23 protein-coding genes are annotated in these 21151 nt (G+C 63.5%); 13 read left to right on the forward strand and 10 right to left on the reverse strand.

Going from position 1 to position 21151, the window contains the following annotated elements:
• Positions 1-130: 130 nt before the first annotated feature.
• Complete coding sequence (locus X757_RS160965) at positions 131-1087, reverse strand: hypothetical protein (RefSeq protein WP_156932556.1); 957 nt, start codon at positions 1085-1087, stop codon at positions 131-133.
• On the opposite strand from X757_RS160965, the gene X757_RS160960 reads away from it, so the two are divergent.
• Both X757_RS160960 and X757_RS160955 read left to right on the forward strand, forming a co-directional pair.
• Positions 1081-1725: a TetR/AcrR family transcriptional regulator gene (locus X757_RS160960; RefSeq protein ID WP_023671149.1), complete on the forward strand. Its 645-nt coding sequence runs from the start codon at positions 1081-1083 to the stop codon at positions 1723-1725. The two genes, X757_RS160965 and X757_RS160960, sit on opposite strands and share 7 nt — an antisense overlap.
• 186 nt (positions 1726-1911) lie before the next feature.
• Complete coding sequence (locus tag X757_RS160955; protein ID WP_023686456.1) at positions 1912-2139, forward strand: hypothetical protein; 228 nt, start codon at positions 1912-1914, stop codon at positions 2137-2139.
• 144 nt (positions 2140-2283) lie between these two features.
• Here X757_RS160955 and X757_RS160950 read toward each other — a convergent pair whose 3' ends face one another.
• The 6 genes from X757_RS160950 to X757_RS160925 form a co-directional block, all read right to left on the reverse strand.
• Positions 2284-2511 carry a hypothetical protein gene (locus X757_RS160950; RefSeq protein WP_023671147.1) on the reverse strand — a complete coding sequence of 76 codons (228 nt, stop codon included), beginning with the start codon at positions 2509-2511 and terminating at the stop codon, positions 2284-2286.
• A 52-nt stretch (positions 2512-2563) separates the two neighbouring features.
• Positions 2564-3148, reverse strand: a complete 585-nt coding sequence (locus X757_RS160945; protein ID WP_023725213.1) for a sarcosine oxidase subunit gamma — start codon at positions 3146-3148, stop codon at positions 2564-2566.
• A complete protein-coding gene (locus X757_RS160940) occupies positions 3141-6200 on the reverse strand; it encodes a sarcosine oxidase subunit alpha (RefSeq protein ID WP_023725214.1) in 3060 nt (1019 codons plus the stop codon). The genes X757_RS160945 and X757_RS160940 overlap by 8 nt, the downstream gene beginning before the upstream one ends.
• On the reverse strand, positions 6197-6508 hold the full coding sequence (locus X757_RS160935; RefSeq protein WP_023725215.1) for a sarcosine oxidase subunit delta: 312 nt from the start codon (positions 6506-6508) through the stop codon (positions 6197-6199). The genes X757_RS160940 and X757_RS160935 overlap by 4 nt, the downstream gene beginning before the upstream one ends.
• Positions 6509-6520: 12 nt before the next feature.
• On the reverse strand, positions 6521-6943 hold the full coding sequence (locus X757_RS160930; protein WP_023725216.1) for a hypothetical protein: 423 nt from the start codon (positions 6941-6943) through the stop codon (positions 6521-6523).
• A complete protein-coding gene (locus tag X757_RS160925; protein ID WP_023725217.1) occupies positions 6943-8196 on the reverse strand; it encodes a sarcosine oxidase subunit beta in 1254 nt (417 codons plus the stop codon). Before X757_RS160925 ends, X757_RS160930 begins: the two co-directional genes overlap by 1 nt.
• Positions 8197-8398: 202 nt before the next feature.
• Between X757_RS160925 and X757_RS160920 the strand changes: the two genes are divergently transcribed.
• The 8 genes from X757_RS160920 to X757_RS160885 all read left to right on the forward strand — a co-directional run bounded on the left by X757_RS160920 (position 8399) and on the right by X757_RS160885 (position 14597).
• On the forward strand, positions 8399-8767 hold the full coding sequence (locus X757_RS160920; protein ID WP_023683195.1) for a YrdB family protein: 369 nt from the start codon (positions 8399-8401) through the stop codon (positions 8765-8767).
• Between the two features lie 134 nt (positions 8768-8901).
• Positions 8902-9660 (forward strand): SDR family oxidoreductase, encoded by a 759-nt coding sequence (locus tag X757_RS160915; RefSeq protein WP_023725218.1) that lies wholly within the window; start codon positions 8902-8904, stop codon positions 9658-9660.
• Positions 9661-9765: 105 nt separating this feature from the next.
• On the forward strand, positions 9766-10152 hold the full coding sequence (locus tag X757_RS160910; protein WP_023671139.1) for an SET domain-containing protein: 387 nt from the start codon (positions 9766-9768) through the stop codon (positions 10150-10152).
• A 176-nt stretch (positions 10153-10328) separates the two neighbouring features.
• Positions 10329-10607: a 30S ribosomal protein S21 gene (gene rpsU / locus X757_RS160905; protein WP_023671138.1), complete on the forward strand. Its 279-nt coding sequence runs from the start codon at positions 10329-10331 to the stop codon at positions 10605-10607.
• 203 nt (positions 10608-10810) lie between these two features.
• The gene (locus X757_RS160900) at positions 10811-11665 is read left to right on the forward strand and encodes a tetratricopeptide repeat protein (RefSeq protein ID WP_023700994.1); all 855 of its coding nucleotides are present in this window, start codon (positions 10811-10813) and stop codon (positions 11663-11665) included.
• A gap of 259 nt (positions 11666-11924) precedes the next feature.
• Positions 11925-12398, forward strand: a complete 474-nt coding sequence (locus X757_RS160895; protein WP_023725219.1) for a DUF992 domain-containing protein — start codon at positions 11925-11927, stop codon at positions 12396-12398.
• A gap of 89 nt (positions 12399-12487) precedes the next feature.
• Entirely contained in the window at positions 12488-12967 is a 480-nt protein-coding gene (locus X757_RS160890) for a DUF992 domain-containing protein (RefSeq protein ID WP_023683192.1), read from the forward strand.
• 193 nt (positions 12968-13160) lie between these two features.
• Positions 13161-14597 carry an MFS transporter gene (locus X757_RS160885; protein WP_023725220.1) on the forward strand — a complete coding sequence of 479 codons (1437 nt, stop codon included), beginning with the start codon at positions 13161-13163 and terminating at the stop codon, positions 14595-14597.
• Between the two features lie 121 nt (positions 14598-14718).
• Here the strand turns inward: X757_RS160885 and coaBC are convergent, their stop codons facing one another.
• The 3 genes from coaBC to ubiE all read right to left on the reverse strand — a co-directional run bounded on the left by coaBC (position 14719) and on the right by ubiE (position 18585).
• Positions 14719-16185, reverse strand: coding sequence for a bifunctional phosphopantothenoylcysteine decarboxylase/phosphopantothenate--cysteine ligase CoaBC (gene coaBC, locus X757_RS160880; protein ID WP_023725221.1), 1467 nt, complete (start codon positions 16183-16185; stop codon positions 14719-14721).
• 67 nt (positions 16186-16252) lie between these two features.
• Positions 16253-17827, reverse strand: coding sequence for a 2-polyprenylphenol 6-hydroxylase (ubiB, locus tag X757_RS160875; RefSeq protein WP_023671132.1), 1575 nt, complete (start codon positions 17825-17827; stop codon positions 16253-16255).
• Positions 17824-18585 carry a bifunctional demethylmenaquinone methyltransferase/2-methoxy-6-polyprenyl-1,4-benzoquinol methylase UbiE gene (ubiE, locus tag X757_RS160870; protein WP_023725222.1) on the reverse strand — a complete coding sequence of 254 codons (762 nt, stop codon included), beginning with the start codon at positions 18583-18585 and terminating at the stop codon, positions 17824-17826. Before ubiE ends, ubiB begins: the two co-directional genes overlap by 4 nt.
• Positions 18586-18718: 133 nt before the next feature.
• Between ubiE and X757_RS160865 the strand changes: the two genes are divergently transcribed.
• The 3 genes from X757_RS160865 (at position 18719) to X757_RS160855 (ending at position 21148) form a co-directional block, all read left to right on the forward strand.
• Positions 18719-19690 (forward strand): adenosine deaminase, encoded by a 972-nt coding sequence (locus tag X757_RS160865; RefSeq protein WP_023683187.1) that lies wholly within the window; start codon positions 18719-18721, stop codon positions 19688-19690.
• 135 nt (positions 19691-19825) lie between these two features.
• Complete coding sequence (gene upp / locus X757_RS160860) at positions 19826-20455, forward strand: uracil phosphoribosyltransferase (protein ID WP_023671129.1); 630 nt, start codon at positions 19826-19828, stop codon at positions 20453-20455.
• A gap of 129 nt (positions 20456-20584) precedes the next feature.
• Positions 20585-21148 carry a TIGR02281 family clan AA aspartic protease gene (locus X757_RS160855; protein ID WP_023683186.1) on the forward strand — a complete coding sequence of 188 codons (564 nt, stop codon included), beginning with the start codon at positions 20585-20587 and terminating at the stop codon, positions 21146-21148.
• Positions 21149-21151 lie beyond the last annotated feature (3 nt).

Below are 21151 nucleotides of genomic sequence, written 5' to 3' on the forward strand. Positions count from 1 at the left end.
AGTACGCAAACCGATCACCGTCTGTAGAAAGAGCATGATGCCGAAAGTGTGAAGCGGTTTTCGGACGACATCATGCTCTATCAATTTGATTAGACCCGGATTCAGATTTCAGGTCAATTCGACCTGAAATCTAGCGCGCATCGCTGGAAATGAACTTCATGTGCCGGCTGACTTGCAGGGCGATGTAGACGACCAGCGAGCATCCGATCGGAAACACGATCTCAATGAGGCCGGTGGCGACAGCCTGCGGCAATGCCAGCGCAATGTCCTTGGCTGCGGCAGTCTCGATCGTCAGCGCCGTGATCCCGCCGCCGAACACCGCGCCGGCCAAGGCACCCGCCAGCATGAAATGCAGCGAGCGAGGTTCTTCCTTGGATGCCAGCGAAGCCAGCATCCAGCCCAGCAAACCATACTCGATCGCCCGCAACATACCGAGCGTAGTGAGCGACAGGATCACGGGCTTTGCCGATACATCAAGCGCGCTCACCATCACCTTTTGCGTACCTTTGGCGATGCCCATGGCCAGCGGCCCCGAGATCATGGCGATCAGGCCGCCAAGCGAGGCTCGCACCTTGGTGATCGCCGTGCCGAGGCTGACGCCGGCGCAGACGAAGAATGACCAGGTCACGCCTTGCGCCAAGTCGATCAGAACCTGGGTTGGCGCCGGGTGCGAACCTGCCGCAAATCCGGCAGTCAGAATAAGCGCTTCCATGGCGAAGCCGATTGCGATCGCCAGCCATGCGACTATCACGACTCGCCTGAGCGCCAGCCTGGCGCCATGAGAAAGTGGATGTGCGCCCGGCAGCCCGGACGAAAGCTCTATCGCAGCCATAGAGGCCCCCCAAAACCGAAATTTCTTGCAGAGCCGCCAGATAGGCTTTGTTTGTAACGGTCCGATGTTGCCTGCGAGCGCCCATGTTACACATGCTGTGACATAGATGCTGGCGAAATAGACCAGAACGGACACGACTATTCGAGAGAAAGCTTGAGGTCGCTTTTTGATGTCCCTGGCAGCGCCCTTGCCCGTTTCCGTACAGCGTATATATTTAGCCATGCACAACCAACCAAAGGCACCGGGTCTTGCCACTGAGCGTCCAGAAACGCCGCGAAAAACAAAAAGCCGAACTGCGTTCCGAATTGCTCGACGCAGCCCACAAGCTCGTCAAGGAAGAAGGCTATGAAGGGCTGACCATCCGCAAGTTGGCCAAGCGGGTCGGCTATGCTCCGATGTCGGTCTATTCCTACTTCGCCGACAAGCAGGACATCCTGTTTGCGCTGGCCGAGGATGCCTTCGAAACACTTGCCCGCCGCATCGAGGAGCATCCTTCCGACGATCCGATCGAGGCCTTGCGTGCGGTGATGACCGAATATGCCGCCTTCGGGCTCGGCAACCCCAACGAATACCGCACCGTGTTCATGACCGAAAAGACCAAGCTGCCGGAAGGCAGAAGCTATGAGGACATGGAAGAGGCCAACCCGGCGATGAAAGCGCTGATATCCAGGGTCGAGGCCTGCGTTGCTGCAGGCAAGCTGCAGGGCGATCCGCGCGCCATCGCCACCATGCTTTGGGCAGTCGGCCACGGCACCATCTCGCTTTTGATCACGTTCCCGTTCTACCCCTTCGGCGATCCACAGGCTTTCGTGACGCGGATGTGCGATTTCACACTCGCCACGCTCAGCACCCAGAATGTGCCGCCGCTGACCGAGACCCCGGTCGACTGCTGAGCATCCCCGCCCCTCCAATTCAACGTCCGGCCTGACAGCTTCGGCTGTGTCAGTGCGACGCAATTTTCGGCATTCAAAAAAATTTGTCGTACGCGTACGTTTTCCGACTTGAAAACCCATCTCGGTGGACGTATGTGTACGTTGTATCGTACATGTACGAAAAGAATTTAACCGATGGAGACTGACATGAACAAGACCCTTCTCGCCCTCGCCACCGTGCTGGCTCTCTCCGGCTCGGCTTTCGCCGCCAACAACACACACTCGACCAAGCAGGCCGCCACCTGCGTCGACACCACGACCAATGCCAAGCTCGATTGCGCCGTGACCGGCTCGGTCGAAAAGTCCGACGTCAAGGCCAAGAGCCCGCGTCTCGGCATCGAGATCAACCCATGGATCGTGCCGAGCACGTTCTAAGTTGATCGAGCTCGACCACCGAACAGCACAACGACTAATTTAAGGGCGGCAGGATAATCCCGGCCGCCCGTTTTTTCCTCAGCGCCCCCATTTTCTCAGCGCAAGCTGGGCTTCTCCGAGTTCAAACCTGGCGTAGCCGAACGGTTATTTCTTGCGCGGTTTGCGACCCGGCACCGTCTTGGCCTTGCCGGGTCTTGCCGGCGCGCCTGGGATGGCGGTCGAGGTGATCGACACCGGATCGCTGGCCGGAAACGTGTCCTCGAGGCCTTCCTCGAGTTCCTCTTCGGCAGTCACCTCGTGATGCTGCTCATGTTCGAGTGAGCGCACGGCGGACGTCTTGCCAGCTGACTTCGGCGGCGCTTTCGACGGCATCGTATGTTCTCCCTGATGAGGGAAGCAGAACGGCTTGACCCGTCAAACGTTCCTACGCCGCCGCGTCGCTGGCTGCTTCCGACAGGAAAGTAAAGACATAGTCCGAGAAGGAACGCCAGCACTCGACCCGGAAAGCGTCGGCTGCCGTGCGCAACAGCAGGATTTCGCACTTGCCGAGAATGGTGCGCGACGCCGCGCCCACCGGAAAAGCCTCGAGCGACAAATCCTGCGGGCAGCCTGCATTCATCGCGGCGGCAGCCGCCGGGCCGGTGACGGCGAAGGCGACGTTGCGGTGCGAGATGCCGACCGCCGAATGCAATGCGGTCACCTTGGCGCAGTCGGCAAGCGGATCCTTGCCGGCTTCGTCGATCACAAACCATTCGTCCGGTCCGAGCCACAGCGCCGTGCGGCCACCCTTGGCCGCCGAGGTCTTCGGCTGCTTCGGCAAGGTCAGGCCGAGCGCCTTCGACAGCGCCGCGACGGAAGCCTCCGGCGCGCGCAGCGACATGCGCTCCGCCGGCGGCAGCACCTCGACCTTGACATCCGTTGCGGAAACGACGCGTCCAGCCAGGGCCGGGCGGCGCTCGACCGACGGCGCTGCAGCTGGGGCCGTCTTCTTTGCAGCAGCCTTAGCCATTGAGGCGCCCTCCCGTCTCGTCGAAGAACACCATGCCGGTAACCTCCACTTCGATCATCCCGTTCGGCATCGGCACATAGAGCGTGTCGCCCATCCGGTCGCGCCCGCCGGCAACCAGCGCCAGCGCGATCGAGCGACCGCAATTTTCCGACCAGTAGCTGGATGTGACGTGACCGATCATCTTCATCGGGATCGCCTGCTTCGGGTCGGCGACGATCTGCGCGCCTTCCTCAAGCACCACTTTCGGGTCCTTGGTCTTCAAGCCGACCAGCTGCTTGCGGCCCTTGGCGACCAGATCGGGCCGCGTCAAGCCGCGGATGCCGACGAAATCGGTCTTCTTCTNGCGGCCCTTGGCGACCAGATCGGGCCGCGTCAAGCCGCGGATGCCGACGAAATCGGTCTTCTTCTTGCCGACCGCCCAGTCGAGCCCGGCATCGTTCGGCGTCACCGTGCCGTCCGTGTCCTGGCCGACGATGATGTAGCCCTTTTCGGCGCGCAGCACGTGCATCGCCTCGGTGCCGTAAGCAGTCGCGCCATGCTTCTGGCCTTCGGCCCACAGCGCTTCCCAAACGGCCTGCCCGTAGTCTGCCGGCACATTGACCTCGAAGCCGCGCTCGCCGGTGAACGACATGCGAAACAGCCTGGTCGGCACGCCGCAGATCTTGCCTTCGCGCACCGACATATGCGGCAGCGCCTCGTCCGACATGTCGACGCCTTCGACCAGCGGTGCAATGATGTCTCGCGACTTCGGCCCCTGCACGGCGATGACCGCCCATTGTTCGGTGATCGAGGTCAGCCAGACATTGAGATGCGGGAACTCGGTCTGGAGATAGTCCTCCATGTGGTTCATGACGCGCGGCGCGCCACCCGTTGTCGTCGTCACATGGAAACGATCCGGCGCCAGTCGGCCGACGACGCCGTCATCATAGATGAAGCCGTCCTCGCGCAGCATGATGCCATAGCGGCAGCGGCCGGGTTCCAGCTTCTCCCACGGATTGGTGTAGAGCAGTTCCATGAACCTGGCCGCATCCGGTCCGACCACTTCGATCTTGCCCAGCGTCGAGGCATCGAACAGGCCGGCATTGCTGCGGACCGCGACGCATTCGCGGTCGACCGCCTTGTGCATGTCTTCGCGCGCCTGGGGGAAATACCAGGCGCGCTTCCACTGCCCGACATCTTCGAACACGGCGCCTTGCGCTTCGGCCCAGGGATGGATCGCGGTCTTCCGTGTCGGGTCGAACAGCGGACCGCGCGAATGGCTGACGATCGCGCCGAAAGTAACAGGCGTATAGGGTGCGCGGAACGTGGTCAGCCCGACCTCGGGGATCGGCTTGCCAAGCGTCTCGGCGGCAATCGCCAGGCCGTGCATGTTGGACGTCTTGCCCTGGTCGGTCGCCATGCCGTTGGTGGTGAAGCGCTTGACGTGCTCGATCGAGCGCATGCCTTCATGCACCGCCTGGCGGATGTCCTTGGCGGTGACGTCGTTCTGGAAATCGACGAAGGCCTTGACCGTCTTGTCCGGCCCGGCGCCGGGCGCCGCGCCCAGCATGCCGCGCGACCAGCTTTCCGACGTGTCGACCTTCGGCTTAACGCCCTTGGCCACTTTGCCGCCCGCATCCTTCGCCGCCTTGGCGCCGGCCGCATAGGCTTCGTCGATCGACGCCGAGAGCCCATCCGTACCGTTGCAGGCGCCAACCGAAACGCAGTCCTGCGCATAGATGCCCGGCACGAAGCGCTTGGTCTCGTCATTGAAGGCGACCTTGCCGCGCGACTGTGAGAACAAATGCACCGACGGCGTCCAGCCGGCCGACATCAGGATGGCGTCGACCGGAATGGTGCGGTCGCCGCCCCCATTCTTCGGCTGCACCGTCATCGAGGTCACGCGCAACTTGCCGCCGGCGCGGATCACCGCGCGGCCGAAATTGACCTCGATCCCGAGCGCCCTCGCCTCGTCGATCACAGGTCCGGTCGGATGGTCGCGCAGGTCAACGATCGCCGCCACGTTGACGCCGGCCTTCTTCAGGTCGATCGCGGCGGAGTAGGCCGAGTCATTGGCGGTGTAGACGCCGACATTTTTGCCGACCGCGACACCGTACTGGTTGAGATAAGTCCGCGCCGCCGAGGCCAGCATGATGCCGGGCCGGTCATTGTCGGCAAACACCATATGGCGTTCGATGGCGCCGGTCGCCAGCACCACGCGCTTGGCGCGTACCTGCCATAGGCGCTCGCGCGGCAAATCGTGGCCGGGGTTTTGCAGATGGTCGCTGACCCGCTCGACCAGGCCGACGAAGTTCTGCGCGTAGTAGCCGAACGCCGTCGTCCGCGACAAAACGCGGACATTGTCCATGGCGGTGAGCTTGGCCACCGCGCCTTGCGCCCAGGCATAACCGTCCTGGCCGTCGATCTTCGCCCCGCTCTCGAAGCGCAGGCTGCCGCCGAAGCTGGCCTGTTCATCGGCGAGGATGACACGCGCGCCGGTTTCGGCAGCGGCGAGCGCTGCCGCAATGCCGGCCGCACCGCCGCCTAGCACCAGTACGTCGCAATGCGCATAGCGCGACGAATAATGGTCGGGATCTGGCTTGTCAGGCGAAACGCCGAGGCCGGCCGCGGCGCGGATCTTCGGCTCGTAGAGGCTCTTCCAGGCTGCCTTCGGCCACATGAAGGTCTTGTAGTAGAAGCCGGCCGAAAACAGCGGCGATGCAATGTCGTTGACCGCGCCGACATCGAAGGCCAGCGAAGGCCAGCGGTTCTGCGACTGCGCGACCAGCCCGTCATAGAGCTCCTGCACCGTGGCGCGGATATTGGGCGCCTTGCGTGCCGCGTCGCGCTTGACCTCGACCAGCGCGTTGGGCTCTTCCGCTCCGGCCGACAGGAAGCCGCGCGGACGGTGATACTTGAACGAACGTCCCACCAGATGCACGCCATTGGCAAGCAGCGCCGAGGCCAGCGTGTCGCCTTCGATGCCGGTGTAAGACTGGCCGTCGAAAGAGAACCGCGCGGTCTTGGCCTGGCTGAGACGGCCGGCGCTTTGAATGCGGAACGCGCCGCTCATTTGGATGCCACTTCGTTGGAGTTTTTGGGCAGCTTGGACGGCTTCGGCTCGCCGGCTTTGTAAGTCATGACGAACTTGTCGGTGACGGTGTCGCGCACCGCATTGAAGAAGCGTGCGCAGCCATGGATGTGGCGCCAGCGCTCATAGATGATGCCCTTCGGGTTCGAGCGGATGAAGAAGAACTTTTCGAAGTCGTCGTCGCTCTCGCCCGCCATGTTGGCCGAGCGCGCAATATGCGCCTCGCCGGCGTTACGGAACTCGAGCTCCGGGCGCTCTTCCTCGCAATAGGGGCAGCGGATGAGAAGCATTATCGTTCGTTCCTACAATTCGCCGTGGCCGACATGCGCGCCGGCCGGTTGGTTGCAAAGCCTCTGGCCCATCGCCGCAAAAGGCGCGACGAGCCGAATGCGCTCCTCCACGCCTGCGGCGGGGCGAAACAGCTCGCGATACGCCATGTTGCCGATCGTGAGCTGAAACGGATCGGTCGTCACGATGACGCTTCGCGGCTCGAATGTGTCGTCCTCGCCGAGATCGGAGGGCCTGTTCTCCATGAAGATGACCACCTTCTGGCCACCACTCCACACGCATGCCAGAATGCCGGCGTCGATCGAAAACGGCCAATTGGCTTCGTTGCCGGCGCGGCTGATCGGCTGCGTCCGCACCTCGTCCGGTGACGGAAAATGGAACAGGTCCTGCTCCCCCGCCAGCACCAGCGGCACCGCTACAGCCAACTCCACCATCATCAGTGCGCCACCGCCGCCGCCGCTGCCTCGTCGATGAGGCGGCCGGTACGGAAGCGCTCGATGGTGAAGGGCGCGTTGATAGGATGCGGATCGTCCTTGGCAATCGTGTGGGCAAAGACATGGCCTGAGCCGGGCGTTGCCTTGAAGCCGCCCGTGCCCCAGCCGCAATTGACGTAGAGGCCGGGCACCGGCGTCTTGGCCAGGATCGGCGAACGGTCGGGCGTCACGTCGACGATGCCGCCCCACGAGCGCAGCATCTTCATGCGGGTGAAGATCGGGAACATCTCGCAGATGGCGTCGAGCGTGTGCTGCAGGATATGCAGGCCGCCGGTCTGCGAATAGGAGACATACTGGTCGGTGCCGGCGCCGATCACCAGCTCGCCCTTGTCGGACTGCGAGATGTAGGCGTGCACCGTGTTCGACATAACCACGCACGGCACCACCGGCTTGACCGGCTCCGACACCAGCGCCTGCAGGGGATAGCTTTCCAACGGCATGCGCACGCCGGCCATGTTCATGATCACCGAGGAGTGGCCTGCAGCCACCACGCCGACCTTCTTGGCGCTGATGAAGCCGCGCGTCGTGTCGACGCCCATGACCGCGCCATTGGCCGCCCGCTTGACGCCGGTGACCTCGCAATTCTGGATGATGTGCACGCCGCGCGCCGAAGCGCCGCGCGCATAGCCCCAGGCCACCGCATCGTGACGCGCCGTGCCGCCTCGCCGCTGCAAGGCGGCGCCGACGACGGGATAGCGCGCCTGCCTGGAAATGTTGAGCGGTGGGCAGAATTCCTTCGCCTGCTCAGGCGTCAGCCATTCATTGTCGATGCCGTTGAGGCGATTGGCGTGTACATGGCGCTTCAGCACCTGGATGTCGTGCACATTGTGCGCCAGCATCATGACGCCGCGCGCCGAATACATGACGTTGTAGTTGAGCTCCTGGGAGAGCCCATCCCACAGCTTCAGCGCGTGGTCGTAAATGCCGGCGCTCTCGTCATAGAGATAGTTGGAGCGGATGATGGTGGTGTTGCGACCGGTGTTGCCACCGCCCAGCCACCCCTTTTCCAGCACCGCGACATTGGTGATGCCGTGTACGGTGGCGAGATAGTAGGCGGTGGCCAGGCCATGACCGCCGGCGCCGACGATGATGACGTCATATTCCTTCTTCGGCTCCGGCGAGGACCATTGTTCCTCCCAGCCCTTGTGGCCGCGCATGGCCTCGCGGGCGATGGCGAATACCGAATATTTTTTCAACGTTCCAGCCTCGCAAATGGCGATGGGGTATTTTACGCAGCCCCGGCGCGCGAGGTGTATCACTAGCGAAACGGCGCTTCCACCCTTGCGCTGTTTGCGACGGCGCTTGCCGTTTTGCGCCGCGGTGGAAAAGACCTGCCCGGGCTGGCAGGCATGGCTGCGTTCGGACACACTGGCGATCGCGAGACTCTGGAGGACGAATATGGGCAACGCCTGGTGGAATCTGACGTTGCGTTTCCTGCTGGAACTTGCCGCCTTGCTTGGCCTCGGCTTTGCCGGCTGGAGCCTCTCCGGCGGATGGTGGCGCTGGGTCCTCGCCTTGGCCTTGCCGTTCATTGCAGCTGCGCTGTGGGGAACCTTCGCGGTGCGCGGCGACCCAAGCCGGTCCGGACGCGCGCCGGTTCCTGTACCAGGCGCAGTCAGGCTGGTGCTTGAACTGGCCATCCTGTTTGGCGGTGCAGCCGGATTCTATGCCGCCGGTCACACAACCACGGGCGTTGTCATCACGCTGCTCATCGCCATCAGCTACGCATTTTCGCTCGACCGCCTCGGCTGGCTGCTGAAGCAATAGTCCGGCGCGCCGCGCTTGTGCCGCTGCGAAGCCATTCAGCAAGTCGAGCAGGTATCGGGTGGCTAGCACCGTCCCGAACTGCGATCAACATCCCGGTTGCCGGCACAGCCGGCGCGATGAAAGGATGTAAGAAAATGTTCGTACTCACCAATAAAATAGCGATCGTCACCGGCGCCAGTTCCGGCATCGGCCGCGCCACCGCAAAACTCTTCGCCGAAGAAGGCGCCAGGGTCGTCATCGCCGCCCGCCGCCAGGCCGAACTCGATGCGCTGGTCGTCGAAATCGAGGACGCCGACGGCACGGCAGTCGCGCTTGCCGGCGATGTCCGCGACGAAGCCTATGCAAAAGCCCTCGTCGATCTCGCCGTCGAAAAATTCGGCGGGCTCGATATCGCCTTCAACAATGTCGGCTCCGTCGGAACGATGGGTCCGATTTCGGAACTGTCGCTGGACGGATGGCGCGAGACGCTCGACGCCAATCTGACCAGCGCCTTTCTTGGCGCGAAATACCAGGTGCCGGCGATGGTCGAACGCGGCGGCGGATCGCTGATCTTCACCTCGACCTTCGTCGGTCACACAGTCGGCATGCCGGGCATGACCAGCTATGCCGCGAGCAAGGCCGGACTGATCGGCCTGACGCAGGTACTGGCCGCCGAATACGGCCCCAGGGGCGTGCGGGTCAACGCGCTGATGCCGGGTGGCACCGACACCCCGTCGGCAACATTCAAGACGCCGGAATCACGCGCTTTCGTGGAAAACCTGCATGCCTTGAAACGTGTCGCTGTGCCTGAAGAGATCGCCCGCGCTGCGCTCTTCCTGGCATCGGATGCGTCGAGCTTCACCACAGGATCGGCGCTGTTTGCCGATGGCGGCGTCTCGATCACCCGGACGTGAAGCATTTCGCGGGTCATCGCCCGCGCCGATCAGCCATAGAACCCGAAACCGGACTTGCTTTTTCCACGCGATTTGGCGATTCGGTTTCGGGTGAGGAGGACGGACATGCTGCTGATCAGGACCTATGTCGCCCAGAGCGCAATCGAAGGCGTCGGCGTGTTCGCGGCCGAGCCGATCAGGAAGGGCGCCTCGATCTGGCGGCTCGATCCGGATTTCGACCGGCTGATCCCGATGGACAAATACGAGGCGGCGCCGCCGCACCTCAAGGAATTGCTCGACCGCTATGCCTATCCGAGCCCCGACCGTCCCGGCTTCATGGTCTATGAAGTCGATAATGGCCGCTTCATGAACCACGCCGAGCGGCCGAACACGGATTTTTCGCAATATGGCGGCGCCACCGCCACTCGAGATATATCAGCCGGCGAGGAAATTACCTGCGATTACGGCGAATTCTTCGAGGATTTCGCACGGCTCCATCTGGCCAGCGCCTAGTTGGCGCCCTATCTCGGGGCTGCCGTGGCAAATTGGCGGTTGTCCTTCATTTCCAGTGTGGACAGCGCGGCCTGATTCTGCTATCAGCCGCCACAATTCGTGGTGTAAAGCGCCGCGGAGGCATGTGGCTATGGCCACTTGCCTGTTGATATCAAACCCGAAAGACAGGATTGCCCGTGCAGGTACTCGTCCGCGACAATAACGTTGATCAGGCGCTTCGCGCTCTCAAGAAGAAGATGCAGCGCGAAGGCATTTTCCGCGAAATGAAGATGCGCGGCCATTACGAGAAGCCTTCCGAGAAGCGCGCCCGTGAAAAGGCCGAAGCCGTTCGCCGCGCCCGCAAGCTGGCCCGCAAGCGCGCCCAGCGCGAAGGCCTGCTGCCGATGACGCCGCGCCCGGTTGCTGCCGGCGCCGCCGGTGGTCCTGGTGGTGCTCCGCGTCCGCCGCGGTTCTGACGCCAATTTTTCGTCCTTTTCGAAGGATACTCAGAGGTGGCGCGATGCGGAATCGCCGCCACCTTTTTGTTTGGAGCGCCGCCATTCTGTTGGAGGCCGTTCCCTTGAACGCGCAAACGGCGTTCTAGATTTTGTTACGAGAATCTGTGACCCGGCCCGGAGGGGGACCTGGACGGCGAGGCTGAAGTGAGGACAGGGCAGACATGAACGCAATCGGCGTAGAGCGCAGAACCACAATGCGCGGTTTGGCCCTGGCGGCAGCCCTGATGTCCGGCCTGGTGCTTGCCAGTTGCCAGAGCGTTCCGACCGGCGAATTCAACAACATCGACAAGGCGCAAGGCTCGAGCGAGAACATCTCCTCGCTGTCGGCGGTGATCCAGCGCAATCCGCAGGATCCGGAAGGCTACAATGTGCGCGGCTCGGCCTATGGCCGTGGCGGCCAGTATCAGGCGGCGCTGAAGGATTTCGACACCGCCATCCAGCTCAACCCGAATTTCTACCAGGCCTATTCGAACCGGGCGCTGATCCAGCGCTTCCTCGGCAACCAGGCGGCCGCCCTTGCCGACTACAACCGCTCGATCCAGATTAATGCAAATTATGACGCCGCCTATATCGGCCGCGGCAACCTTTATCGCAAGGCCGGCCAGACCCAGCAGGCCTTCAACGATTTCCAGAAGGCGATCCAGCTTGATACGACGGATGCGCGCGCGTACCACAATCGCGGCCTGATCTATCAGAGCCAGGGCCAGCACAAGTTTGCCATCGAGGATTTCTCGACCGCCATCTCGCTGGCGCCGGACGCCGCCGAACCCTATAATGGCCGCGGCCTCTCCTATCTCGCCATGAATGACGAGGACAACGCCTTCTCCGACTTCAACATGGCCATCAAGCTCGACGGCAAGAACGCCGAAGCCTGGTCCAACCAGGCGCTGATCTACGAGCGCCGCGGCGACAAGGTCAAGGCCTCGAAGGCCTACCGCGAAGCCGTCCATCTCGACCCGACCTACCAGCCGGCCAAGGACGGCCTGTCGCGCACATCGGGCGCCACCGCCGGCTGAGATGCGGCCGGCGCGCCGCCATCGGCGGCGGCTTCTTCAACAACGCTCCATTCCTGATACGGTGCGCCGCGTGAGCGGTTTCTCCCCGGGAAAGCGCAGAGCCCTTCCGCTACGGATTGCGTATCCAGAAAACCCCACTATCACCCAATCTTAACCACCGGGGCAAAGCGTTAACCCCTGCCTTGATCGCGCCAAGTTTTCAGCGGAACGCTCCGGGCCATTCAACCGTTGTTGAAGGCATTTTCGAAAGGACTGACCCATGATCAAGAAAATCATCTGTGCCGCGGCACTTGCCACGACGCTGCTTGCCGTTCCCGCCAGCGCCGGCAAGCTTCAGCTCGGCACGCTCGATTGCACCATCGACGGCGGCGTCGGTTACGTCATCACGTCGAACAAGGGCGTCGACTGCACGTTCCGCCCTTATCACCATGGGCCGTCCGAGAAATACACGGGGATGATCTCCAAGCTCGGGGTCGATCTCGGCCAGACGCATCAGGGCCAGCTGGTGTGGGCGGTTCTGGCCGCCACCCGCGGCGATGACGAGGGCGACCTTGCCGGCCATTATTACGGCGTCAACGCCGAGGCGAGCGTGGTGACCGGCGGCGGCGCCAATCTGCTGGTCGGCGGGCTCGACGGCGCCTTTGTGCTGGAGCCGCTCAGCGTCCAGGCGCAGACCGGCGTCAATGTAGCGGTCGCCGTGACCTCCCTGGAGCTGATCCACTCGTTCAAATAAGCATCGGCAAATAAGTATCGACTGATCCCTCTACGCGCGGCGCGGAACAGGTTACTGTTTCGCGCCGCATGCTTTTTGGGGGATCCGCCGTGCTGAAACCAGCCATCGCCGCCGCTATCACCATCATCTGTACCGCCCAGGCCCAAGCGCAAGACCAGGGCATCGAACTCGGTGTGCTCGATTGCGCCATCGGCGGCGGCACCGGCTTCATCTTCGGCTCCAGCAAGGATCTGAGCTGCACCTTCACGCCGGCCGACAAGAGCTTTTCGCCGGAAGCCTATTTCGGCGCCGTCAACAAATACGGGCTCGACATCGGCACCACCAAGCAGACCGTCATGCAATGGCTGGTGCTGACGCCGCTGAGGAACATCTATGCGCCCGGCGCGCTGGCCGGCGACTATATCGGGGCCAGCGCCGAAGTGACGGCGGCGGTCGGCGCCGGCGCCAATCTCCTGGTCGGCGGCTCCTCGCAGGCCTTCACCCTGCAGCCGCTCAGCCTGCAGACGCAGACCGGTATCAACATTGCCATCGGCGTCAGCCAGTTTCAGCTGCGCAGCATTGAGAACTGACCGGCGCATCAAGCGGAGAGGCTTCCGGCCAATCTCGACCGTTTGCACTTCGATAAAAAGCCACTTGAGCTCAACTGCGCTTGAGGTTTTACAACTCGCCTGACTGAAACAGCGCGCATGGCCCCGCCGGAAAGCCCGACTGGCTTCTGGCGCCATGCGCCGGCATCGAGATATGCAAAGGCAGGGTAAAAGAATGACTGAAATCACCAGCAACAAGGTCGACTGGCGGGCATTGTGGGCAAGCGGCGACCTCGCGCGCTTCTGCTTCATCAGCCTCGGCATCCTGCTGCACGCCACCAACGAGACGATGGTGGCGACGGTCATGCCGGCCATGGTCGGGGACCTCGCCGGTGTGCAGTTCGTCGGCTGGTCGCTGGCCGTCTACGAGCTCGGCGCCATTGTCGCCGGCGCTGCGGCGGGGCGGCTGGTCAGCTATGTCGCTCTACGCTCCAACGTCACGGTCGCCGCCCTGCTCTATGCCGTGGGCGCCCTGATCTGCGCCACCGCGCCGTCCATGCCGGTGTTTCTTGCCGGCCGTCTGGTCGAGGGGCTCGGCGGCGGTGCGCTGGTGTCGCTGGCCTTCGTCTCGGTCGAGCGGCTGTTTAACCGCAACATCTGGCCACAGCTGTTCGGCATAATGTCGGCGATCTGGGGCGTCGCCGCGTTCAGCGGCCCGATGCTCGGCGCGATCATGGTCGAGCTCCTGTCCTGGCGCTGGGCCTTCGGCGTCTTCGTGCTGGGTGGCATTGCCATGGCATCGGCAAGCTTCATCGTCCTGAACACGCCGGAAGCGGCGAAGCCGCAGGCCGCCGCCGGCACATCGCCGCCCTTCCCCTATGCAGCACTTGGCTGCCTCGCCATCGCCGTCGTGCTGATCGCCACCGCAGGCGTCGACGTCGCCTTGCTGCGCTCGTCGCTGCTGCTGGCCCTCGGCCTCGCCGGCCTGGCGCTGTTCGTTTTCGTCGACGCCATGAAGCCGCAATCGCGACTGTTCCCGTCGGGCCTGTTCTCATGGCGCTCGCCGGTCGGCAGCGGCATGACCATGGTTGCCGCCTTCTCGGTGGCGACAGTCTCTTTTTCCATCTACGGGCCGCTTCTGCTTACCACGCTGCACGGCATCCCGATCCTGACCACAGGCTACATCATCGCCGCCGAATCGATCGCCTGGTCGATCCTGTCGATCGCCGTCGCCAATGCGCCGCTGCACCGCGAACGGCAGATCCTCGTCATCGGCGCGCTGATGATTGCAGCCGGCCTCGCGGGTTTCGCCTATGCCATCCCCGCCGGCTCGATCCCGCTGATCCTGCTCTGCGCTTTGTTGCAAGGCGGTGGCTTCGGCGTGTCATGGCCCTTCCTGACCCGCATCATCGTCGCCTCGGCCCACGACGGCGAGCAGACGATCGCCTCGGCCGCCGTGCCGACCATGCAGCGCATCGGCTACGCCGTGGGCGCCGCCATGGCCGGCATCATCGCCAATGCCAGCGGCTTTTCGGACGGGCTGAACCGCGAGGCAGCAGCGCACGTCGCCGGCTGGCTGTACCTGGCCTTCGTGCCACTTGGCATTGTCGGTTGCCTGGCGGCGTTGAAGATGGCTTTGGCGGCACGCCGGCCGCAATTGGCGACAGGCTGAGGGCACGGCGGATGGAGAATTTGGCGACAGCATTCCGCCGGCGCTGTCGGCGTCAAATGCCCTCGACCACAAGGCTGCTTGCAAGACCATGGCCCGTGCCTGATTGCGGACCGGCGGCCGCTCAGGCTTGCAAACGCTCGGCGATGAGCGCGGCGAGCCGCGCCGCCACCTCGTCCTTGCCCATCTCAGGCCATTCCTCGACGCCGTCCTCCGAGACGATGCGCACCTTGTTGCGGTCGCCGCCCATGACGCCGGTGGGGCCGACGCCGCTTTCATGCGAGACATCGTTGGCGACAATGAAATCGGCGCCCTTCTTCTTCAGCTTGGCCTCGGCATTGGCAATCAGGTCCTGCGTCTCGGCGGCGAAGCCGACAACCAGCCCCGGCCGTTGCCCGTGATGACCGACGCCGGCGAGAATGTCGGGGTTTTCGACCATTTGCAGCGCCGGTGGGCCCTGGCCCGCCACCTTCTTGATCTTCTCGCCGGCCGTGCCAGCGGTGCGCCAGTCGGCGACGGCAGCTACGAAGACCGCGGCGTCCGCCGGCAACAACTGTTCGACGGCCGCTTTCATCTCGGCCGCGGTCTCGACATGTGTCGTCACAACGCCGGCCGGATCGGCAATGCCAACCGGACCGGAGACCAGGCGTACATCCGCGCCCAGTCTTGCCAGCGCTGCCGCAATCGCATGGCCCTGCTTGCCCGAAGAGCGGTTGGCGATGTAGCGCACCGGGTCGATCGGCTCATGCGTCGGCCCCGAGGTGACGATGATCCTGCGGCCGGCCAGCGGCTTCGGCCTGCTGTCGAGCAGTGCCTCGATCACTGCCACGATCTCCAGCGGCTCGGCCATGCGGCCCTCGCCCGCCTCGTTGCTTTCCGCCATCTCGCCCTTGGCCGGGCCGACGAAGGCGATGCCATCCTTGGCGAGCGTCGCCCGGTTGCGGCTCGTCGCGGCATGCGACCACATTTTCGGGTTCATCGCCGGCGCCATCAGCACCTTCTTGTCGGTGGCGAGCAGCACCGTCGAGGCCAGATCGTTGGCATGGCCGTTGGCGAGCTTGGCCATCAGATCGGCAGTGGCCGGCGCCACTACCAGAAGGTCGGCCTCGCGCGACAGGCGGATATGGCCGACATCGTGCTCGTCATTGCGGTCGAACAATTCGCTGAAGACATGGTCGGCCGAAAGCGCGCCGACCGAAAGCGTGGTGACGAACTCCTGCGCCGCCGATGTCATCACGACGCGCACCGCCGCACCGCGCTCGCGCAGCCGGCGGATCAGGTCCAGCGCCTTGTAGGCGGCGATGCCGCCGCCGATGATCAGCAGGATGCGCTTGCCGTCGAGGGTTTTGTGCGTTTTTGTGGATTGACCTTGCTCGGGCAGATCGATGTCAAAACCTCCATGAGGCTCAACCAAGCGGCGGATTGTTGCATAGAGGGTTTCGCTCTCGGGCATGCCGGCTTCCGCCGACAGCACGCTTTTGGCAAGCGCATCACGCGCCTCTTCCTCCATCGACACCCCGCGCGCCGCAGCGCGCTCACGCAATTTCTGCTTCACGTCGTCAGCTAGATTGCGGACAGTAATGGTGCCCATGACTTGCTCCGCGACATCAATGGCGCGACTGCAACGCTAGCACCACCGTTGCTAGCGTTGCAAGCGATCAGAGCAGCTTCCACGCGATGTAAACCAGCGTCAGCGCGATCACCCACAGCGCCAGCCGGCCCGAGCGGGTGTAACGGGCTTCGGCCTTGCCGATGGCGCGCGATGTCGCCTCGTCGAAGCGGAGGCCGTGCTCCGCCATAAAATCGATCTCGCGTGACAGCCGCTCGGTGCGAGCGGCAAGATCGGGCGCCTGGCGGGCCAGCGCCAGCAGCGCCTTGGCGCCGTCGCGCGCGTCCATCAGCAGGCCGCTCGGCCCGAGATTGCCGGCGATCCACTGGCCGACCACCGGCTCGGCCGTCTTCCACATGTTGAAGGCCGGGTCGAGCGTGCGCGCGACGCCTTCGACCACCACCATGGTCTTCTGCAACAGGATCAGTTCCGACCGCGTGGCCATATCGAACAGTTCGGTGACCTCGAAGAGCAGCGTCAGAAGCTTCGCCATCGAGATGGTTTCAGCCGGCTGGCCATGGATCGGCTCGCCGATCGCGCGAATGGCCTGCGCGAAAGCCGCGACATTGTGCTGACGCGGCACGTAGCCGGCCTCGAAATGCACCTCGGCGACGCGCAGATAGTCGCGCGTGATGAAGCCGTAGAGGATTTCAGCGAGGAACCGGCGCTCCTTCTTGCCGAGCCGTCCGGCAATGCCGAGATCGACGGCGACGATATTGCCATTGGCCTCGACGAACAGATTGCCTGGATGCATGTCGGCATGGAAGAAGCCGTCGCGGAGCGTGTGACGCAGGAACGACTGGATCAGGTTGGTGGCGATCGCCTTCAGATCGTGCCCCGCCGCCGCGAGGCCGGCGATGTCGTTCATCTTGACGCCGTCGACCCATTCCATGGTCAGCACATCGCGCCCGGTGCGCTCCCAGTCGACCGACGGCACGCGAAAGCCCGGGTCATCCTTGGTGTTTTCACCAAGTTCCGAAAGCGCGGCCGCCTCGAGCCTCAGATCCATCTCGATCTTGGTGGTCTGCGCCAGCGTCTCGGTCACCTCGACGGGCCGCAGCCGGCGCGACGACGGGATGTATTTCTCCTGCAGCCGGGCGGCGAGGAAATAGCTTTCGAGATCCTGAAAGAAGCGGCGGCGCACGCCAGGCCGGATCACCTTCACCGCCACCTTGGTATCGACACCGTCATGCATGGCCTGCGCGGGATGGACCTGGGCGATGGAGGCCGCCGCGACCGGCCCGCCGAACTGCGTATAGAGTTCGCCGATCTTGCGCCCGAGCGAGCCCTCGATCGCCGCCACCGCTTCCGCCTGCGAAAAAGTGTGCATCTTGTCCTGCAGCATGGCGAGGTCGAGCGCCATGTCGTTGCCGACGACATCAGGCCGCGTCGCCAGGAACTGGCCGAGCTTGACGTAGGAGGGTCCGAGCCGGACCACCGCCTTGGCCAGCCGGTCGCTGCGCTCATAAGCGAGTGCGCGGCGGCGGGTGAAGAGCCGGGCCATGCGCCAGCCGAATTTCGGCAGGCCGCCGAGTTCGTCGCCCGGCAGTGCTGCGATCACGCCCTCGCGGACCAGCACCCAGCCGGCCCGCGCGAGCCGAAAGGCGGCGCCGACGCTGCTCATCGCCTACCCTGCTGCTGCAAACTGTGGTGCCTCAAAGCTTCCAGCCCGAATGCAGGGCGGCNGATCATGGCAGCAAAGTTCTGCTGATTGGGAAATTTGCGGATCGATTCGACCAGGTAGGAATAGGGTTCGCCCTCGCCCGTCACCATCTTGCCGATCTGCGGAATGGCGTTGAACGACCAGGCTTCGTAGACCTTGTCCAGCAGCGGCATCTCGACCTCGGAAAACTCCAGGCACAGGAACCGTCCGCCGGGCTTCAGCACGCGAAAGGCTTCCGTCAGCGCGACATCGATGCGCGGCACGTTGCGGATGCCGAATGCGATGGTGTAGGCGTCAAAGGTGCTATCGGTGAAAGGCAGTTCCTCGGCATTGGCCTCGACGAAATCGGTGTTGCCGGACAGGCCCTTTTTCTCCGCGCGGTCACGGCCGACGCTGAGCATCGAGCCGTTGACGTCGAGCACCGTGGCATGCGTGTTGCCATGGCTGGCGTCGACGATGCGGAAGGCGATGTCGCCGGTGCCGCCCGCCACGTCGAGCACTTTCCAGCCCGGACGTTTCGGCGGATTGAGCCATGTCACCATGGCATCCTTCCACAGCCGGTGCAGCCCGGCCGACATCAGGTCGTTCATCAGGTCGTAGCGGTTCGCCACCTTGTGGAAAACCTCATTGACCAGAGGCTGCTTGTCGCCTGGCCCTACCTTCTTGAAACCATAGGAGGTTTCCATGCCGCCCGCGGCCGTGGTTCTCTCAACTGACATTATTTTGATCCGTCATAAAACCGGCGGGACCATAGCCGATCGATGGTGCGGGCGCTATTGTTTAAGGCGCGGTGTTCGGCCGCGCTTCCAGGTGGTGGGCTTACGGCCTGGACTGATGAGACGGGATAACTGCATGCCTTTGAAAGCGGAACTGCACTGCCACATCGAGGGGGCAGCGGCGCCCGAACTCGTCGTCCGCCAGGCGCAGAAATACGGCAAGGACACCTCGCTTTATATCCAGAACGGCTCGTTCGTCTGGCACGACTTCACCTCTTTCCTCGCGGCTTACGACTTTTCCGCCGACCTGTTCCGCTCCGAGGAGGATTATGCCCGCCTCGCCGACCATTATCTGACCAGCCTTGCCCGCGACGGCGCCATCTATTCCGAAGTCTTCACCTCGCCCGACCATGCCGTCAGGGCCGGCCTGTCGCCCAAGGCCTACACCGATGCGCTCGGCGAAGGCATGCTGCGCGCCAAAGCCAAGACCGGCATAGAGGGCCGCATGATCGTCACCGGCGTACGCCATGTCGGCGTCGAATCGATCGAGCAGGCGGCGCGTTTTGCGGCGCGCTGCGGAAATCCGCTGGTCACCGGCTTCGGCGTCGCCGGCGATGAACGCATGGGCGAGATGGAGGATTATGTCAGGGCCTTCGAGATCGCCCGTGAAGCGGGTCTTGGCATCACCATCCATGCCGGCGAGTTGACCGGCTGGGAGACGGTGCAGGCCGCACTCGACCACATCCGCCCCTCGCGCATCGGCCATGGCGTGCGCGCCATCGAAAATCCCGACCTGGTGCGCCGCATCGCCGATGAGGGCATCGTGCTCGAATGCTGCCCCGGCTCCAACATCGCGCTCAAAGTCTACGACAGTTTCGCCGATCACCCTTTGCCTGCCCTGCAGGCGGCCGGCTGCAAGGTGACGCTGAACTCCGACGACCCACCCTATTTCTGGACCTCGCTGAAGCGCGAATACGACATCGCCGCCGAGCATTTCTCCATGAATGAAAAAGCTTTGACCGCCGTCACCAGGACGGCGATCGAAGCGGCTTTCGTCGACAGGAAGACGAAAAGCGCGCTGCTTGCCCGGCTCGATGCGAAGAGGTGACTGGTGACTGGTGACTGGTGATTGGTGATTGGTTTGCCGGCGGTTCGGCCTGTCAACGGCAATGATCGATCCATCGGGACTCGCAAACCTGCTCACTATTCACTATTCACTATTCACCATTCACTGGAGCAACCCATGCAGGGCGTCACCGTCGTCGACCACCCGCTTGTCCAGCACAAGCTGACCATCATGCGCAAGAAGGAGACGTCGACCGCCGGCTTCCGGCGGCTGCTGCGCGAGATCTCGCTGCTGCTCGGCTACGAGGTCACCCGCAACCTCGAACTGACGACGACGACCATCGAAACCCCGATGGAAACCATGGAAGCGCCGACGCTGGAAGGCAAGAAGCTGGTCTTCGCCTCGGTGCTGCGCGCCGGCAATGGCCTGCTCGAAGGCCTGCTCGACCTGGTCCCGGCGGCCCGCGTCGCGCATGTCGGCCTCTACCGCGATCACGAAACGCTGGAGGCGGTGGAATATTTCTTCAAGGCGCCGAGCGATCTCGCCGACCGGCTGGTGATCGTCGTCGATCCGATGCTGGCGACCGCGAACTCGGCCATCGCGGCCATCGACAAGCTGAAGGAGCGCGGAGCCACCAACATCCGTTTCCTTTGCCTGCTGGCGGCGCCAGAAGGCATCGAGCGCTTCACCAAGGCGCATCCGGATGTCCCGGTCTTTACCGCTTCCATCGACCGCCAGCTCAACGAGAAGGGCTACATCATGCCCGGCCTCGGCGATGCCGGCGACCGCATGTACGGAACCAAATGACGGCGGCTGGCAAGGCCAGCTGACATCCAGTCGTTTACCGCCCGTTTACGCAAAGCCGCGGTTTCGGGTTGGCGTTAAAGCGGCAAACACCATGTGCGCACGAGAATGGGCCTTCACGAAGGTCCGTTCATGCTGCGCAAGCTTCTCATTCTGGGCGTGTTCGCCGGAACGTCGGCATCGATCCCGATCGTCTATCAGTCGAACCCGCAGATTCTCGACAACCTGTTGAAGTCGACCGTCGCCGGCAAGCCGTCCGCGCAGCCTCAGCCCGAACTGAACATGGCCTCGGTTCCCGGCAAGCCGGCCGCACCGCTGCCCACCGGTCGCAAGGTCCTGGTGGCGGCCGACGAGCGCGGCCATTTCACCTCCGCCTTCAAGCTCAACGGCCGCCAGGTCGACGGCATGATCGACACCGGCGCCACTTTGGTCGCCATCAACACCTCGACGGCGCGCCGCATCGGCATCTCGCTCAACCCGTCGGACTTCAACCAGCAGGTCAACACCGCCAATGGCGCGATCAGGGCCGCCGTGGTCAACATCGATCGCCTGCAGATCGGCAAGATCAGCGTCGACAACGTCCAGGCGGTAGTGCTCGACGACAAGGCTCTGCGCACCAACCTCATTGGCATGAGCTTTTTGCAGCGGCTGGCAAAATACCAGGTCGAAAACGGCACACTGTTGCTGGTGCAGTAGCGC

The sequence above is a fragment of the Mesorhizobium sp. LSHC412B00 genome, from assembly GCF_000503035.1.
Taxonomy (GTDB): domain Bacteria; phylum Pseudomonadota; class Alphaproteobacteria; order Rhizobiales; family Rhizobiaceae; genus Mesorhizobium.

Bases quoted from the DNA above. Each gene is read 5' to 3' on its own strand.
- X757_RS160935 (WP_023725215.1), bottom strand. From the start codon at position 6,508: ATGCTTCTCATCCGCTGCCCCTATTGCGAGGAAGAGCGCCCGGAGCTC.
- X757_RS160900 (WP_023700994.1), top strand. From the start codon at position 10,811: ATGAACGCAATCGGCGTAGAGCGCAGAACCACAATGCGCGGTTTGGCC.
- X757_RS160920 (WP_023683195.1), top strand. From the start codon at position 8,399: ATGGGCAACGCCTGGTGGAATCTGACGTTGCGTTTCCTGCTGGAACTT.
- X757_RS160865 (WP_023683187.1), top strand. From the start codon at position 18,719: ATGCCTTTGAAAGCGGAACTGCACTGCCACATCGAGGGGGCAGCGGCG.
- ubiB (WP_023671132.1), bottom strand. From the start codon at position 17,827: ATGAGCAGCGTCGGCGCCGCCTTTCGGCTCGCGCGGGCCGGCTGGGTG.
- X757_RS160945 (WP_023725213.1), bottom strand. From the start codon at position 3,148: ATGGCTAAGGCTGCTGCAAAGAAGACGGCCCCAGCTGCAGCGCCGTCG.
- X757_RS160930 (WP_023725216.1), bottom strand. From the start codon at position 6,943: ATGATGGTGGAGTTGGCTGTAGCGGTGCCGCTGGTGCTGGCGGGGGAG.
- X757_RS160895 (WP_023725219.1), top strand. From the start codon at position 11,925: ATGATCAAGAAAATCATCTGTGCCGCGGCACTTGCCACGACGCTGCTT.
- coaBC (WP_023725221.1), bottom strand. From the start codon at position 16,185: ATGGGCACCATTACTGTCCGCAATCTAGCTGACGACGTGAAGCAGAAA.
- X757_RS160885 (WP_023725220.1), top strand. From the start codon at position 13,161: ATGACTGAAATCACCAGCAACAAGGTCGACTGGCGGGCATTGTGGGCA.
- X757_RS160910 (WP_023671139.1), top strand. From the start codon at position 9,766: ATGCTGCTGATCAGGACCTATGTCGCCCAGAGCGCAATCGAAGGCGTC.
- upp (WP_023671129.1), top strand. From the start codon at position 19,826: ATGCAGGGCGTCACCGTCGTCGACCACCCGCTTGTCCAGCACAAGCTG.
- X757_RS160955 (WP_023686456.1), top strand. From the start codon at position 1,912: ATGAACAAGACCCTTCTCGCCCTCGCCACCGTGCTGGCTCTCTCCGGC.
- X757_RS160855 (WP_023683186.1), top strand. From the start codon at position 20,585: ATGCTGCGCAAGCTTCTCATTCTGGGCGTGTTCGCCGGAACGTCGGCA.
- X757_RS160915 (WP_023725218.1), top strand. From the start codon at position 8,902: ATGTTCGTACTCACCAATAAAATAGCGATCGTCACCGGCGCCAGTTCC.
- X757_RS160950 (WP_023671147.1), bottom strand. From the start codon at position 2,511: ATGCCGTCGAAAGCGCCGCCGAAGTCAGCTGGCAAGACGTCCGCCGTG.